This is a genomic window from Pseudomonas sp. MAG733B (assembly GCF_036884845.1).
In the GTDB taxonomy this organism is placed as follows: domain Bacteria; phylum Pseudomonadota; class Gammaproteobacteria; order Pseudomonadales; family Pseudomonadaceae; genus Aquipseudomonas.
The window spans coordinates 426,326-443,215 of the sequence record NZ_CP145732.1 but is presented as its reverse complement, the minus strand read 5'-3'; the positions used below and the strand labels follow the sequence as shown (position 1 = coordinate 443,215).

At 60.1% G+C, this 16,890-nt stretch carries 9 protein-coding genes; 3 read left to right on the top strand and 6 right to left on the bottom strand.

The genetic code is table 11. The annotated features are described in order from the left end of the window. The first annotated feature begins 19 nt into the window (after positions 1 to 19). Together V6Z53_RS02005 and oadA are read left to right on the top strand one after the other, a co-directional pair. Complete coding sequence (locus V6Z53_RS02005) at positions 20 to 1,435, top strand: acetyl-CoA carboxylase biotin carboxylase subunit (RefSeq protein ID WP_338583919.1); 1,416 nt, start codon at positions 20 to 22, stop codon at positions 1,433 to 1,435. Positions 1,436 to 1,446: 11 nt separating this feature from the next. Further along, positions 1,447 to 3,255 carry a sodium-extruding oxaloacetate decarboxylase subunit alpha gene (oadA, locus tag V6Z53_RS02000; protein WP_338583918.1) on the top strand — a complete coding sequence of 603 codons (1,809 nt, stop codon included), beginning with the start codon at positions 1,447 to 1,449 and terminating at the stop codon, positions 3,253 to 3,255. Between the two features lie 201 nt (positions 3,256 to 3,456). On the opposite strand, the gene V6Z53_RS01995 is transcribed toward oadA, so the two are convergent. The 5 genes from V6Z53_RS01995 to V6Z53_RS01975 all read right to left on the bottom strand — a co-directional run bounded on the left by V6Z53_RS01995 (position 3,457) and on the right by V6Z53_RS01975 (position 10,651). Next, entirely contained in the window at positions 3,457 to 5,499 is a 2,043-nt protein-coding gene (locus tag V6Z53_RS01995) for an autotransporter outer membrane beta-barrel domain-containing protein (protein ID WP_338583917.1), read from the bottom strand. A gap of 200 nt (positions 5,500 to 5,699) precedes the next feature. Continuing rightward, on the bottom strand, positions 5,700 to 8,663 hold the full coding sequence (locus V6Z53_RS01990) for an autotransporter domain-containing protein (protein ID WP_338583916.1): 2,964 nt from the start codon (positions 8,661 to 8,663) through the stop codon (positions 5,700 to 5,702). 219 nt (positions 8,664 to 8,882) lie between these two features. Further along, on the bottom strand, positions 8,883 to 9,554 hold the full coding sequence (locus tag V6Z53_RS01985; protein ID WP_338583915.1) for a GNAT family protein: 672 nt from the start codon (positions 9,552 to 9,554) through the stop codon (positions 8,883 to 8,885). A gap of 17 nt (positions 9,555 to 9,571) precedes the next feature. Further along, the gene (locus V6Z53_RS01980) at positions 9,572 to 10,018 is read right to left on the bottom strand and encodes a GNAT family N-acetyltransferase (protein WP_338583913.1); all 447 of its coding nucleotides are present in this window, start codon (positions 10,016 to 10,018) and stop codon (positions 9,572 to 9,574) included. Positions 10,019 to 10,027: 9 nt separating this feature from the next. Continuing rightward, complete coding sequence (locus tag V6Z53_RS01975) at positions 10,028 to 10,651, bottom strand: FMN-binding negative transcriptional regulator (protein ID WP_338583912.1); 624 nt, start codon at positions 10,649 to 10,651, stop codon at positions 10,028 to 10,030. Between the two features lie 92 nt (positions 10,652 to 10,743). On the opposite strand from V6Z53_RS01975, the gene V6Z53_RS01970 reads away from it, so the two are divergent. Further along, positions 10,744 to 12,297, top strand: coding sequence for a PLP-dependent aminotransferase family protein (locus V6Z53_RS01970; RefSeq protein WP_338583911.1), 1,554 nt, complete (start codon positions 10,744 to 10,746; stop codon positions 12,295 to 12,297). Positions 12,298 to 12,330: 33 nt separating this feature from the next. On the opposite strand, the gene V6Z53_RS01965 is transcribed toward V6Z53_RS01970, so the two are convergent. Further along, entirely contained in the window at positions 12,331 to 16,872 is a 4,542-nt protein-coding gene (locus V6Z53_RS01965) for a DUF6543 domain-containing protein (protein ID WP_338583910.1), read from the bottom strand. Positions 16,873 to 16,890: the final 18 nt, after the last annotated feature.

Below are 16,890 nucleotides of genomic sequence, written 5' to 3'. Positions count from 1 at the left end.
GGCTCAAGGGAAACTCCAAGTGATAACAAAGATCCTGATCGCCAACCGTGGTGAGATTGCCGTACGAATCGTGCGTGCCTGCGCCGAGATGGGCATTCGCTCGGTCGCGATCTATTCCGACGCCGACCGTCATGCCTTGCATGTGAAGCGTGCGGACGAGGCCCACAGTATTGGTGCCGAGCCGCTGGCGGGTTACCTGAACGCGCGAAAACTGGTGAATCTGGCGGTGGAAACCGGTTGTGATGCATTGCATCCCGGCTATGGCTTCCTGTCGGAAAACGCTGAACTGGCGGACATTTGCGCCGAGCGCGGCATCAAGTTCATCGGTCCATCGGCTGAAGTAATTCGCCGCATGGGCGACAAGACTGAAGCCCGTCGCAGCATGATCAAGGCGGGTGTGCCAGTCACCCCGGGAACCGAAGGCAACGTAGCGGACATCGCCGAAGCCTTGATTGAAGGCGACCGCATCGGTTATCCGGTCATGCTCAAGGCCACCTCCGGTGGTGGTGGCCGGGGTATCCGTCGCTGTGACAGCCGAGAAGAACTTGAACAAGCCTTCCCACGGGTAATTTCCGAAGCCACCAAGGCATTCGGTTCCGCGGAAGTGTTTCTGGAAAAGTGCATCGTCAATCCGAAACACATCGAAGCGCAGATCCTCGGTGACAGCTTTGGCAACGTGGTGCACCTGTTCGAGCGTGACTGCTCGATCCAGCGTCGTAACCAGAAGCTGATCGAGATTGCCCCGAGCCCGCAATTGACCCCTGAACAGCGCGCCTACATTGGCGACCTGTCGGTGCGTGCGGCCAAGGCTGTGGGTTACGAAAACGCCGGTACAGTGGAGTTCCTGCTCGCCGAGGGCGAGGTGTACTTCATGGAGATGAACACCCGGGTGCAGGTGGAACACACCATCACCGAAGAAATCACTGGCATCGACATCGTTCGCGAGCAGATCCGCATCGCTTCCGGTCTGCCGCTTTCGGTGAAACAGGAAGATATCCACCACCGTGGTTTCGCCCTGCAATTCCGGATCAACGCCGAAGACCCGAAAAACAACTTCCTGCCGAGCTTTGGCAAGATCACCCGTTACTACGCACCCGGCGGCCCCGGCGTACGTACCGACACGGCGATCTACACCGGATACACCATTCCGCCGTTCTACGATTCGATGTGCCTGAAACTGGTGGTGTGGGCGCTGACCTGGGAAGAGGCAATGGACCGTGGCCTGCGTGCCCTCGACGACATGCGTCTGCAAGGGGTCAAGACCACCGCCGCGTACTACCAGGAAATCCTGCGCAATCCGGAATTCCGTAGCGGCCAGTTCAACACCAGCTTCGTTGAAAGCCATCCTGAACTGACCAACTACTCGATCAAGCGCAAACCCGAAGAGCTGGCCCTGGCCATCGCCGCCGCCATCGCCGCCCACGCAGGCCTGTGAGGAATAGAACAATGAGCAAGAAGATTCATGTAACCGACACCATCCTGCGCGACGCTCACCAATCGCTGCTGGCGACTCGCATGCGCACCGAAGACATGCTGCCGATCTGCGACAAGCTCGACAAAGTCGGCTACTGGTCGCTGGAATGCTGGGGCGGCGCGACCTTCGACGCCTGCGTACGTTTCCTGAAAGAAGACCCGTGGGAGCGTCTGCGCCAACTGCGCGCGGCGCTGCCTAACACCCGTCTGCAAATGCTGTTGCGTGGTCAGAACCTGCTGGGCTACCGCCACTACAGCGACGACGTGGTCAAAGCCTTCGTTGCCAAGGCCGCAGTCAACGGCATTGACGTGTTCCGCATCTTCGACGCCATGAACGACGTGCGTAACCTGCGCGTGGCCATCGAAGCAGTGAAAGCTGCCGGCAAACACGCCCAAGGCACCATCGCGTACACCACCAGCCCGGTGCACACCATCGACGCGTTCGTGGCGCAAGCCAAGCAGATGGAAGCCATGGGTTGCGACTCGGTGGCGATCAAAGACATGGCCGGCCTGCTGACCCCGTACGCCACCGGTGAACTGGTTCGGGCGTTGAAAGCCGAACAGTCGCTGCCAGTGTTCATTCACTCGCATGACACCGCAGGCCTGGCGACGATGTGCCAGCTCAAGGCGATCGAAAACGGTGCCGACCACATCGACACCGCGATCTCCAGCTTCGCATCGGGCACTAGCCACCCGGGCACCGAATCGATGGTTGCTGCGCTCAAGGGCACTGAGTTCGACACCGGCCTGAACCTGGAACTGCTGCAGGAAATCGGCCTGTACTTCTACGCCGTGCGCAAGAAGTACCACCAGTTCGAAAGCGAATTTACCGCTGTCGACACCCGCGTGCAGGTCAATCAGGTGCCGGGCGGGATGATTTCCAACCTCGCCAACCAGCTCAAAGAGCAGGGCGCACTGAATCGCATGAGCGAAGTGCTGGCAGAGATCCCGCGTGTTCGTGAAGACCTCGGCTTCCCGCCGCTGGTGACCCCGACCTCGCAGATCGTTGGCACCCAGGCGTTCTTCAACGTGCTGGCCGGCGAGCGCTACAAGACCATCACCAACGAAGTGAAGCTGTACCTGCAAGGCGGCTACGGCAAGGCGCCGGGCACCGTGAACGAGAAACTGCGTCGCCAGGCCATCGGCAGCGAAGAAGTGATCGACGTGCGTCCGGCTGATCTGCTAAAGCCGGAAATGACCAAGCTGCGTGCCGACATCGGTGCACTGGCCAAGTCTGAAGAAGACGTGCTGACGTTCGCCATGTTCCCGGACATCGGCCGCAAGTTCCTCGAAGAACGCGCTGCCGGCACCCTGACACCTGAAGTGCTGTTGCCGATTCCGGAAGCCGGCAAAGTGGCCTCGGCTGGCGGCGAAGGCGTACCGACCGAGTTCGTCATCGACGTTCACGGCGAAACCTACCGCGTCGACATCACCGGTGTCGGCGTCAAGGCCGAAGGCAAGCGTCACTTCTACCTGTCCATCGACGGCATGCCGGAAGAAGTGGTGTTCGAACCGCTCAACGAATTCGTCAGCGGCGGCAGCAGCAAGCGCAAGCAAGCCACCGCGCCGGGCCACGTCAGCACCACCATGCCGGGCAACATCGTCGATGTACTGGTCAAGGAAGGCGACACCGTCAAGGCGGGCCAGGCTGTGTTGATCACTGAAGCGATGAAGATGGAAACCGAAGTCCAGGCAGCCATCGCCGGTAAAGTCACCGCTATTCACGTGGCCAAGGGCGACCGGGTGAACCCGGGCGAAATCCTGATCGAGATCGAAGGCTGAGTTAACAGCCTCGATACAACGCTTTAAACCTCGGGGGGGCATGTGCTCCCCTTTTTTTTGCGTTTTTGTGAGTGACGCAGAACTTGTAGGAGCCGAGCTTGCTCGCGATGGCGGAGTGTCACTTGATGTAAATGTTGCCTGAAACTCCGCCATCGCGAGCAAGCTCGGCTCCTACAGGTTTTATGTTGAGTCAGTTGATGATCAGAACGCCATCCGCCATTGCCCCGTCACGCCATAGCTGCGGCCGTCACTGCCGGTTTCACCATTGAGGCTGACGCCCAGGGTGTTATTGGTCGATACCCGAAGGTCGAGTCCCGCATCGATCAACAAACTGTCACGATCCAGCGGCGCCCCGTAAACGGTGTAGTCACGGCCGCCCGTTATCAAGCGTTGACGGGTGTAGCTGTCGAGTTCGCCGTAGGTGTGTTTCCAGCCTGCGCTGAAACGCGGTGTCAGTTGCATGCCGTTATCCAGCCCATTGATTTGCGCCAGGCGCAGCCCGAACGTGCTGTTCAGATTCTCGTTACTTTGCCCGTGGACTTTCAGTGCCGCCGCGCCGCCCTTTTCCGTGAAGCTGTCGCGCTGGTAGCGTTGGTAGCCAACGCTTGCGAATGGCTCGAAGCTGACGTTGCCGCGTCCCAGGTTGTAGCCGACCTCGGCGAAGGCTTGCTGTGTATTGGCATCGTAACGACCTTTCGGGCGGTCGCTGAACCTATAGAAGCTGACTTCGCGTTTGGTGCTGCCGTCGTGGTTGCTGAACGTCGCACCCAGCCGCAGCGCTACCGGGCCACTCTGACGCAGGGCGTAGGCGCCCAGGTGCCAGCTGTCGAGGTCGCCGTCGAGCTGTCGGCTGTCCATGCGAGTCGAGGATTTACCGCCGATCATACCCAGATGCCAGTGCTCACCGACGCCCCAGTCAGCGCCCAATACCAAGCCTTCAGTGGAATATTTCAGGTCCTGAAAGTCGCGATCAAGCTTCCCGCCATGACCCAATGCCTGAAGCCAGACCCGACCGTTGTCTTTACTGCCAGCGGCCAGACGGGGAGCGTTTTTTTGATTGTCGGAGTTTCCTGCGCTGTCCAATTGGCGCATGGCCGAGAGCATGCTGGCGCTCACAGGGGTGATGCTGTTCAACGTGGTTTTGGCGAGGTTGGCGTTGCTGTCGCCAGTAAGAAGCTCCATGGCCAACGGTGCGGTGGTTGTGGTGGTCCCGAGCAGGGCCTTGATTGCAGCATTTGGGGTTTTGGATGAATTCAGTTCTGTGGGAACCGCTTCCGTGGTCACAATACTGCGCCCGAACTCCTTGGCGTTTTTATCAGTTGCAACCTCTTCAAAGGGGACTTCGTTGCGGGCATAAGTCAGGCCGACCCGGCTCTTTTCGTAATTCGCATGAGCGTCCATGAATGCCAGGTTGCTTTCGACATGACCGAACTTGCCCTCAACCTTGCTGGCTTCAATGATCGTGTACTCGCTGGTCTGCGGAAAATCATCGCCCACACCGACCACTTTCAAAGTCGCATTTCCGAGTCTGGCAGTGCCGTCGACCTTGATAGTTTCGCTCGAACCATCCGGGTGGACTTCATAGGACAATACCGCCGTTTCGGCGAGGTCCATGTCGCCTTTGACCGTGGGTGCGCCTTGCGCCCGGTTGACGAGCATGTGGCCCATTACGTTGAGGGCGCCCACGCTTCCGCGACCACTGAAGGTTGCTTGTTCGTAGATGTCGACACGACCGTCGATGCTCCCCGAATTGCTCAGGCTACCCTGGACCCATGCATCGCCGGCGATATGTCCTTCATTGTTCAGCGCCGCTTTTGCACGAACCAGAGCACCCGTACTGAAGTCACCGGAACCGGTCAGCGTCCATGTGCCCTTCTTTACATCCAGTCGCTGGAATTGACGACTTTCGCCAAGCGTTCCCCCTTTGGCGGCCTCGAGTTGCAGGAGGTTTTCACCCGCACCACCCTCCAAAACCCCATTGAACGCTTGCGGGGTCAGTACCCTGACCACTTCATCGGCATCGCCGAGTTCAAGCTTGCCCCAGTCTTCTGTGTTTTTGATGGAGTGGGACGTGGCGGTTTTAGCGAAAGCGTCGAGCTCTTTGATCAGCGTCTGCGCCGATTTGCTGGTGGGAGGGGCTGGTTCCGTCACGGGCTCTTGAGCCTGTGCAAACTCAGTAAAACCCAAGGCAAGTGCAATCGCCAAGGCAAGATGTTGTGGTCGGAATTTGTGTTGAACGGGCATCGATTTTGGCCTCTTTTGACAGGAGACCAAACTCTAAAATGGAGGCCGCAAACGCGATGTCAGGCGCATCTGGCGGCGTTGCAGGGGGTGTCGCCAGGTCGTGAGGAATAAAGGACAGCCGTAGGAAAACGGCTGTATTTATCGGTTTCGGACAGACGCTTTTTCTTACACCAGAACCGGACGATTGCGGCTAGCCACGATCAGAAACTCATCTGCCACTGTCCGATCAACCCGTGATTTCGGCTGTTGTTGCCAAGCTCGCCGCTGTAGCCGATGCCCAGCGTATGACGGGCGGCGATGCCCACATCCAGACCGGCTTCCAGTACCAGGCTGTCGCGATCCAGCGAACTGCCATCGACACTGAACGCGGTGCCGCCCACCACGAATGCTTGCCGTGTCGAGTTGCTGACACTGCCGTAGGTGTGTTTCCAGCCGGCGGTCATGCGTGGTGTCAGGCTCATGCCGTTATCCAGGCTGCTCAGGTGTGCCAGGCGCAGGCCGAAGGTAGTGCTGAAATTGTCTTCGGTTTGCCCGTCGACTTGCAGCGCCGCGGCGCCACCTTTTTCCTGATAGCTGTCGCGGTGGTAGCGCTGGTAGCCGAGGTTGGCGAACGGCTCGGCACTGAGGCGGCCGCTGCCCATGGCGTAACCGAGTTCGGCGAAAGCCTGTTGGCTGTCGGCGTCGTAGTCGCCTTCGGGCCGGTCGCTGAAGCCGTTGAAGGAGATAGTCCGCTTGCTTTCCCCTTGGTGGCCGCTGTACGCCGCGCCGAGGCGCAGAGCCAACGGGCCGCTTTGGCGCAAGGCGTAGACACCGGCGTGCCAGCTCTCGACGTTGCCATCGACACCGGTGGCGTCTAGGTCGGTTTTCGAATAGCCGCCAAGCACACCGAGGCGCCATTGCCCATCGAGTGCCCAATCGGCGCCAAGCACCGTGCCTTTGCTGCGCTGTTCAAGACCGCTGCTGCCGTGTTCGCCATCGAGCTTGCCGTAGCCGCCGATGGCTTGCAGCCAGAGCCGGCCTTGGGCGTTCGGATCGTTGAGGTTGCGGGCTTCATTGGGTACACCGTTGGCGGCGAGGACCGGTGTGTCGCGCTGGTCGAGGCCTACCAGCAAGCCTGAGCCGCCGCCCATCTGCTGCATCGCCGAGAGCATGCTGCCGCCGACCTGACTGCTGGCGCCAAGTGTTGCGCTGGTCAGGTTGGCGTTGCTGGCGCCGCTCAGTTGTTCGATCGCGCCGCCGGCCGTGGCATTGGTGGTGTTGAGCAACGCGTTGTACAGCGCGTTGTTTTTGCCGAGGGTCGCCAGGCTGTTGGCGGCGCGGCCACCGTTGCCGGTGGTGGCGAATTCATTGAAGGCGACATCGTTGCGGGTGTAAGTCAGGTCGACCTGAGTCGGGGTGTAGGCCAGGGTTGGCGTGAGAAACGCGTAGTCGCTGGTGACCTTGCTGAAGGTGCCGTTGACGCTCGCTGCTTGCAACACGGTGTATTGGCTTTGCCAAGGATAAGTGCCGCTGCCGGGATTCACCGCCAGCGTCGCGCCATTGAGGTTGGCGGTGCCGCCGACCTTGACCGGAGCGCTGCTGCCATCGGCGTTGACGCCATAGGCCAGTGTCGAACCGCTGCCCATGGTCAGGTCGTGGGTGATGATCGCGGTGCCGAGGCGGGTATTGGTCTGCAAGGTGCCATTGACCAGCAAGTTGCCCACCGAACCACCGCCGGCGTACACACCACCCGCGTCGACGGTCATGCTGCCGGCAATGCCGCCCTGATTGATCAGCGTCGCGCCGTTGCGCACCGCGCCGCCATCACTGAAATCACCGTTGCCGGTCAGGGTCCAGGCGCCTTGCTTGACCTCCAGCCACTCGAAGTTGCGACTGCTGCCGAAGCTGCCGCCCGCCGCGTCGTCCATCACCACGCGGTCGTAGCCGCTGCCGCCATCGACGGCGCCGATGAAGCGGCTGCCATCGCGCAGGGTCAGATTGTCGTTGCCACCGCCGAGGTCCAGCGCCAGGCCGTTGCTGCCACTGATGGTGCCGCCGTTGATGACGCTGTCACCGAACTCGCCGACGAACTTCACGCCAAAACCATCGAGGCCCTGAATGGTGCCAAAGTTCTCCAGCGTGGTTGCCGCGAGGCCCGAGCCGCCGCTGCCGTCGTCGACCAATATGGCGCTGTTGGCACCGCTGATCATCGCGCCTCGGGCGTTCAACACATAGCCTCCGCCCAGCGCGATACCTTCACTGCCGTTGGCAAAGCCGTTTTTATCCACGCCACCGGCACCGACGCCCTGGATGGTGCCGTAGTTTTCGATGTGCGCGATTTTGTCGATGTCCACACCATCGCCGTCGCCGTTGGGTTGCAATCCGGAATAGGCGCCAGTGATGGTGCCGTGGTTGATCACCGTACCGTCGCCGTCGGAGCCGAAACCGGAGCCGTTGCGCCCGGTGATTTGCCCATAGTTGATTAGCGTCGCACCCAGGTCCGTGGTGATGCCGTGACGTCCACCGGAGATGGTGCCGTAGTTGGTCACCGTCACGCCGCTGGCCGAGTCGATATCGACGCCGTCGAATTTCTCGTCGGCGTTGTGCGAATCGCCGGTGGAAATCTCGCCATAGTTGGTGATGGTCGCGTTGGCGCCGGTTTTCATGCCGTCGCTGGCGTCGCCACGAATCAATCCGCCCGCGCGGTTGATGATCGTGGTCGTGACACCGGCGCTGCGCAGTGCATCGAGGTCCAGACCTTGCCCAGTGGTGGAGCGGATGATGCCGCTGTTATCGATCAACAGGCTGCCGCTGACGAAGTTGCTGTCGATACGCAACGCGTCGTTGAACCCCAGAATCTGCCCGCCAGCGCGGTTGTAAATGCTGTAGTTGCGCGCCTGGGTCAGGTCGCCGCTGCTGTCGATCGCCCGGCCGCCGGTCGAAACGATTTGTCCCGCGTTATCAATCACCACACCGGCACCGGCCGTGCCGTCCTTGAGGCTGACAGTCTTGCCGGCATTGGTAATGCTGCCCGGCGCCGAGATCGTCAACGTATCGGCACCACCCAAGGTTTGCGCGGTGGTGGTGGCGGTATCGATTTGCACCGTTTTATACGGAGCGGCATTGGCCCCTGTACTGATCAACAGGGCAATGGCGAGCGCCAGGCGCTGGGGCGAGAAGGGCATGGGTGGACGGCCTTTTTGTTATAAGCGGGGCGTCCTGTATAGCGGATGGTTTTTACAGATTGATGTCGTCGCAGAATCTGCATTCGATAGAGATCAAATTGTGGGAGGGCGCTTGCTCCGGGCGGCGTTCCGACGATGGCGGAGTGTCAGGCGACATAGATGTTGAATGGGGCGGCCTCTTCGCGAGCAGGCTCGCTCCCACAGTTTTATTTTCCGAGATTACCCTCGACACTCCACCAGCGACTTCACCTGCCCCGAACCCGTCTGGTTCTCATCGCTCAACCACTTCTCAAACCCTGCGCCAATCGCCGGCCACTCCGAGTCGAGAATCGAGTACCACGCTGTATCCCGGTTCTGGCCCTTGACCACCATGTGCTGGCGGAATACGCCTTCAAAGCTGAAGCCCAGGCGCTCGGCTGCGTATTTGGAGCGGGCGTTGCCGTTGTTGCACTTCCACTCCAGGCGACGATAGCCGAGGGCGAAGGATTCCTTGGCCAGCAGGTAAACCGCCTCGGTGCTTTTCGGTGAGCGTTGCATCGGCGCGCCGAAGGTCACGTGGCCGATTTCGATGCGGCCCTGGGCCGGGACGATCGACATCAGGCTGAGGATGCCCTGCACCTCGCCGCTGGCGCGGTCGATCACGCTGAAGAAGTACGGATCGCTGGCGGCGGCGTGGTTGTTCAGCCAGTCATTGAAGGCGCTGCGCTCGGGGAAGGGGCCGTAGGGCAAATAGTCCCAGAGTTTCGGGTCGGCGCCGGGGCCTTGCAGGGCGTTGAACAAGTCGTCGCCATGGCGTGCCGGGTCGAGTCTTTCCAGGCGGATGAAACGCCCTTCGATCAGTTGTGTCGTGGGGGCCGGGACGCCTTTCCAGTCTGCGAGTGAAGTCGACATGTTGTTCTCCTTGAACCTTAAATGGCTTTGCGAAACTGGATGAAACCTGGGCGCTCGGCGATGCGCTCGTAGAGCTGGATCGCAGTGGCGTTGGTTTCGTGGGTCAACCAGTGGACTTTGTTGCAACCGTCGGCCTTGGCGGTGCTGTAGACGAATTCGATCAGTTTGCGGCCGACGCCGGTGCCGCGAGTTTCCGGCACTACCAGCAAGTCCTGCAGGTAGCAGGAGTTTTCGATGGCCCAGTTCGAACGATGGTAGATGAAATGCACCATGCCTACCGCTTTACCATGAGCCCAGGCGAGGGCGGCGTGGGTTGGCTCGCTCGGGGCGAGGATGCGCTGCCAGGTGCTTTGGCTGACGGTGTCAGGCAGTTCGGTGTTGTAGAAGCGCAGGTAGGCCTGCCATAGCGGCAGCCACGCGGCGTGGTCGTCGGCGTTGACCTGGCGGATCTCGATCTGACTCATGTTCATTCCTTAGCGCATCAATTGGGCGAGGGTTTGGTCGTTGAGGTCGGGGCTGGCGGCCAGGCCTTCGCGCACGCCGGCGATGTCGGCGGCGCTGCGGTTCTGGCTGAGCTTGCGCTTGCCTTCCAGACGGTCGATGGGAATGGCGAAGCCGACGATGGCCTTGAGCATGCCGTCGATGTAATCGGCGGGTGCATCGGCCACTGACCACGGTTGCGCGCGGCCCGCTTCATGACGGTCGGTGAGGGTGCTGACGATGTCGAGCAGCCGCCCGCCATCGCTGAAGGTTTCGGCGCGGCCATAGGCGTGTACGGCGACGTAGTTCCAGGTGGGCACGACTTTGCCGTGTTCGGCCTTGCTCGGGTAGAAACCAGGGCTGACGTACGCGTCGGCACCGGCAAAAATCAGCAGGGCTTCGGCGCCGTCGCGCAGGTCTTTCCACTGTGGATTGGCTTTGGCCAGATGTCCGTACAACGTGCCGTTCGAGCCTTGTTCGCAATGCAGCAGCACCGGCACATGACTGGCTTGCAGGCCGCTTTCGCCGTGGGTCACCAATATGGCGAGACGTGTGGCGAGGATCAGTTCATGCAGTTGGGACAACTCGTCGATGGCAAAAGCGCGTGGCGTGTACATGGAAATATTTCCCTTGGCGAATGTATGCATCCTAGGCAGGCTATTGGTCTGTTGTAAGAGCCATTAACGACCAATTTCATAGGTCCATTGCCATGACGGATACGCCGCTTTCCCTGTCGTTCAATCCGGCCGGTATCGAACTCGATCGTCGTCAGGGTCTGAGTCGCCAGCTGTATCAGGCATTACGGCTTCGTGTCCTCGACGGACGACTGGCCAGCGGCACGCGATTACCGGCCAGTCGTGACCTGGCCGCAGCACTGGCGATTTCCCGTAACAGCGTAGTGCGGGCCTACGATCAGCTATACGCCGAAGGCTTCATTGAGGGGCGGGTTGGCGATGGCACTTACGTAGCGCAATTGCCTCAAGCCGCGTTGCCGGCGAAAAAACTATCCACAAAAGTATCCACAGGCTTTTCAACAGGGTTACCCACAGCCTTATCCACAAATTGGCTCGATTTACCTGTGGATCCATCCAGCAAAGTTATCCACAGTGATCCTTTGGCACGGGTCAAAAACAATCATTTACCTAGTCCGCCAAGTGGCCCGCCGCGGGCTTTTCGGGTCGGTGTTCCGGCGTTTGATCTGTTTCCGTTCGAGGTCTGGGCCAAGCTGAATGCGGCTTTCTGGCGCAAACCGGATTTGCAGCAGCTGTGTTACGGCGACCCTGCCGGCGATGCGCGCTTGCGCGGGATGATTGCTGCGTATCTGCGCAGTTCGAGGGGCATGCAGTGCACCGCTGAACAAATTGTGATCACCAGTGGCGCACAGCAGGGAATAAGCCTTTGTGCACAGTTGCTGGTCGAGCCCGGCGATGGGGTGGCAATTGAAAATCCGGGGTATCGGGCGGCCGGTCATGCGTTCGCGGTGGCGGGTGCGAGATTGCATGGCGTGGCGGTGGACAGTGAGGGAATCAACTGCGGTGAGCTTGCAAGGCTCGGTAATTGTCGGCTGACCTACGTGACGCCGTCACACCAGTATCCCACCGGCGTGGTGATGAGTCTGGCGCGACGCCTGGAGTTGCTTGCCTGGGCCGAGCGCACTCAAGGCTGGATCGTCGAGGACGATTACGACGGTGAATACCGCTACAGCGGTGCGCCACTGGCGCCTTTGGCAGCGCTGGATCGGCAGGGTCGGGTGCTCTATGTCGGCACGTTCGGCAAAGTGGCGTTTCCGGCGTTGCGCCTCGGTTACCTGGTGTTGCCACCGGGGTTGGTGCAGGCGTTTGCGCAACGGCGCGCGGTGGATGTGCGGCATTCCGAGGTCAGCACTCAAGCGGTGATGGCGGAGTTCATGGCCGCCGGGCATTTTCAGCGGCACATCCGGCGCATGCGGCGTGCGGCGTTGAGCCGGCGCAATACGTTGCTCAATGGTTGGCCTGCCGATGTTCCGGGTGTCGGTTCGTTACCCACCGTCGCCGCCGGACTGCACATGACCGTGCCGGTCGACAACGTGGCACGTGAACGTGAACTGATCGACCTGGCGAGCAGCGTCGATGTCGAAATCAACGGCTTGAGCAGCTATTGGCTGCCCGATTCCACGACGCCGATGGATCAACGAGCGGGGTTGGTACTGGGGTTTGCAGCGGTGCCCGAACAAGCCATCGAGGCAGCGCTGCAACGGTTACGTGCGGTGTGGCGGGACCGATGAAGCGGGCGGGTTGTCAGTCCGCCCGTCCAGGCATTAGCGCTTAGGTTCGAGATTCAAGAACAACGCCGAATCGCTGATGCGCCGCAGCACATAGTCGATGGGTGCCAGGGTAGTCAGTGCCTGGCGACGTTCGGCGGTGAAAGTCTGCAGATGAGCGTCGGCAATTTTCAGGTGCGCGGCGGTAAACCGCTCCGGCGGTGCGTCCAGCGAATCGTAGTGAAAGTGCGCCAGCCACAGCGGCTGATCTTTGTTGCCACTGTCGAGAATCCGATACTCCTGAAAGTAATCCCTGCGCTGTTTGGTTCTGATCCGACCCTGTTCGTTCCTGTCGATACGGACCTGGCCGTTGTCCAGCAACCATTGCAAATAGGCCTGCCGGGGTTGGCGCTCCTTGAGCAGACTCGCTCTAATCATGACTCCCTGGGCGCGTAACCGAGTGGCGGCCTCATTGAGTTCCGCACTCAGGTTGCCCACCGGAAGCGGCGTTCCGCCGGCCGCACGCATACGCGTCGTGGCCTGGTCGACATTGATCGCGACTTGCTCCAGACGCCGGGCTTGTTGATCGAACAAGTCTTGCATGTCCGCAGGAATACGATTGGGTTTGAAGGCGTCTTTGCGCGTGCGCGTAATGAAACCATCGACGTCCTCATTCAGTGTCAAAGCACTGGCAATCGTGTCGATGTCGTCCAGCGCTCGCACGGGGATGGTGTGCGGCGCGACAGGGCGCATCTGGTCGAGGGCCGGTTCCTCGGATGTCGACGCCTTGGCAGGCGCCGGATCACGGGGGCGACTCTTGGTGACTTTACCTGTTGGGCGTGAAGGGCCGGCAATAGCGGGTTTTGGCGTCTCAGGCGGGGCGATGCTCGCGCTCTCGGGCAACAGCAGACTCAGTTGTTCCTGAGCCAGTTGCCGGAACTCACCGATCAAGCCGCGCACCCGCTCCAGTTCCGTTGGCTCTACGTGCTCGGGATACTCGCCGGGAAGATCTGCGAGACGCTGATCGGTGTCAGCATAGACATCGATCAGCCTGCTCAGGCTTTCGATGCGAAGTGCTACAGATTCATTGCTGTTTGGGCTTCTGATCATCGCGGCCTGATGGTGGGTAGCGGTCGCCGCCTCGATGATCAACGTACCCACCGGGTCACGCGCCGGATTCGCTTGCGCGTTGTCAGTGCTGCGCAGGCACATTTCATGGGACATGCCGATCTCGTTGGATTTCAAGTCCCACTCGTTGAACGCCGGGAGCAGTTGGCGCATACGTTGCGCGCTGGCCATGCCGGCACCCCCGAGGACTTCCAGCGGTATCAGCGAAGTCTGGGACAGTTGCAGCCGAGTAATCATTTCCTGGCTCAGCGCCAATACCTCTCTGACACCCTGTCTGTGTTGCTGCAGTTCGGCGTTGGATTGAATGATGGTATTGCCGGCGAGCTGCCGGGTGAGCTTTGCGTAGGTGTTGCGTTTGAGCAAGAACCACAGACTGAGATTTTTCTGCAACTGGGTGGTCATGGCTCGCAGATCATCGAAATAGCCTGCGCTCCCACCCTTGAGACGCCATTGCTGCAGATTTTTCAACGCCTGGTCGTACTCACCAACCAGCGTTTCCACCTGAATGAGGTAACGCTGGTTCGCTTCCTCGAGTGCCGGCCCGGTGATGCCCGTCATGGCTTCCAGGGTCTGCTTCAGTTTGGCCGCACCGGCCGCTTCCTGACGCTTGAAGGTTTGCAGAACCATGGTCAGCTGTTTTAGCTGTTGCGCCTTTTCCTTGCGTTGCGCTTTGAGTTGGCTTTGCAGGCTCTGGCCACCTGCGCCGCCACGCAGACGCAGCCGCGTGTCCACAAACCATTGGCCTTGTTTGTTGTGGATCAGCAGTGGGCCGGTTTTCGAGGGCGTATCCGGGTACACGATCTGGATCTGTTGATCGTCGTTTTCCTCCACCCGGAACCAGCGCTCGCCGACGTGAGCGTAGGTCTTGCCTTCCAGGCGATAAAGAGGCGCGCTATCGCGCAGGAAGGTTTCCAGGGTTGGGGCCTTGAGATTGAGTGCGGGTACTGTCAGGTTCTGCAGATACTCGGCCAGTGCAGTGGCGGATCGATGGGGTACGGAGCCATTGGCCTCAAGTGAGGAGTAATGACTCGACGGCAGCTCACCGGTCAATGGTATCGGGAGCAGTGTCACTGTGGGCGTTGCAGGTTTGACCGGAGCGCTGTCTGTCAGGGTCGGCACGCTGTCGGTTATTGGTGCAACCTGACGCCGGCCGGTCTTGCGCCGTACGGCGGCGTGGTGGGCGAGGAGGATGCCCAGGGTCAGCAGCAAATCCCCGACCGCGCTCCATTCCGTGAACTTGTCGCCGTGCTGTTGGGCATCCACGGCTTGCTCGACTTCATTGATGCTTTGCCAGACCCAGACTGCGGCGCCCGCCGGTCCGCTGAGAAAATTCGCAGCGACGTTGAACAGTGCCCAGCCGCTGTCGCGCAGCAATGCCCAGCGTCGTTCCGCATTGGATTGTGATTGGCGATCGGCGAGTTCGGCCATGGTCTTGGCATGGGTCTGGAACAGGGCGGCGAAAACATCGCCAGTCAGCTCCGTTGATGACAACTCGACCGGCCCGGCCCAGTCCACCCCAGTCCAGGGTTCGGCGAGTAACTGTGCCCCCAGCCATGGGCTGGGAAGGCCGACGGGGAATATGTATTGGGCGTATTTGAAGCTGGTGCTCGAGTCAGGCAGCCATGCCAGCACCGAGTCCCTCAACTCGCCCGGTTGATGCAGGGCGTACAGCAGGTTTTGCGGTGAGGGAAATTGCAGCAACGGCTGTTCGAGCAGCGGACGATAGAGCAGGCAAGGCCCGGCGTCAGGGTGGCGCGGGCTGATGATGAACATGTTGGCCACGATGTCGCCCTCAGTGTTCCCGGCGTGGACGAAGCACAAGGGGCGGATGACCACCGGTTGCGGGTGGCCGGGTGTCGGTTTGAGCCACTCGCGAATGTAGCGACAACCCAACTCATCCACGCCGCCGATGTGGCGGACCTTGCACTCCAGGGCAATCAGCGGCAGCAGCGCGTGCAACTGGCTGATGTAGAACTGCTCTTGCAGGCGGGCCTGCACCGAATCATCGATCAGCTTGTCCTTGATCAGTTGGGGATACTTCTGGCCAACATTGACCTCGCTCGCGGTTTTCGTCAGATAGGCCACGTCTAGCCAATCGGGGACAGGTTGCGGCGGATTGAATCGGATGGTTGCCTGGTACGGCGCGACGTTTTGCAAGGCGTACTCGCCCAGGGTTTCGGTATGAATGTCGAGAGGGTTGGGCAGCGTCAGTCCGCCGGATTCAAAACTGTTGGTGATCGTGATCTCAAGGTTATCCAGAGGAAGCCCGGCGGCAGATTTCTTGTCAGTAAAAATCGCTTCGCGCATGCGCTGCCCGGCGAAGGCATCGATCGAAGGAATCTGGAAAAGATCTTTGTTGGCCTGCTTGTACAGTTTGCCCAATGCGTTGACGGACCGGCTGTACTGATCCAGATCAGCGGCCGACGCGTCGAGCAGCCAGTCGGGTATTGAGTTCTCCAGATCGTTGCGGGTGTTTTTCTCTTGAACGGTAGTGTGTTCAGGGAGAGCGGGAAGCCCGGTACTGTCATCCGCATCAGCAGCGAGGCTTTCGCGGGTGATCGCCGCGATCGCGTCCAGTTGGGTGGTAATCAGGGCCCAGGCCATATGGTCGAAAAAATCACCGTCGGGCTCGAATAACTGCCACTGCAATTTTCGACCGGCCAGTTGTTCCTCGATGCGCTCCGGTAACGACTTACCCAATGACTCCAGCGAATCGAACGATTCATAGCCACTTTCCACGGTGTACATCATCACCAGATCGCGTTGTTTGTAGCGCCCGGTGAGTACCGCGGCGCCACCGAGGACCAGGTGTTGTTTTGTCCCTTCAGCGTCGACAGTGTCGATATCAATCAGGCTGGCCTTGATGCCTGACATCGTCGGTGCATTTTTTTGCCGTTCCAGTTTGTCCGAGTGGAGTGAAACCGCCCGGGCCACATGGCACTGGTCGCCATCCCAGCCGTCGACGTGTTGAACATCGAGGGTTTTGCGCAGCGCTTGCGACAGTTCTTGCCAGCGAGGGGTCTGGTGTCCGGTATCGTTCCAGAAGGCCAGTTGGCGTTCTCTAAAGGCAACGAAGAGCAAAGGTGTGCAATCGTTGAGCAATCTGGCAATGGCCTCGATGTCGATGTCCAGATGTACAACCGGCGTGGTTTTCGGGTGCAGCGTCAGGAAGTGTTCGCCCTCCAGATAGTTGGCGTGGGTGGAGGTGAAGAACTGACGCACCAGCACTTGGGTCAGCGATTCAAATCGCGTGGACTTGGCCACGAGCGAACCATCCAGCCATTGCCATTGAGGTGTGGCGAGCATCGTGTGTTCGGGGTCGATATCGCGTTCGGGATACAGCGCTTTGAGGCCCTGGCGCAGCATTTGAGAAGCGACTTCATCGACGGTAGGCCCCTGGCTCGTCTGATGGACGACCAGGCTTTTTTTCAATAGGACCGGTGGCTCGGTAGTGTGGGGATGTTCAATCATCGTCATTTTCCTTTTTGA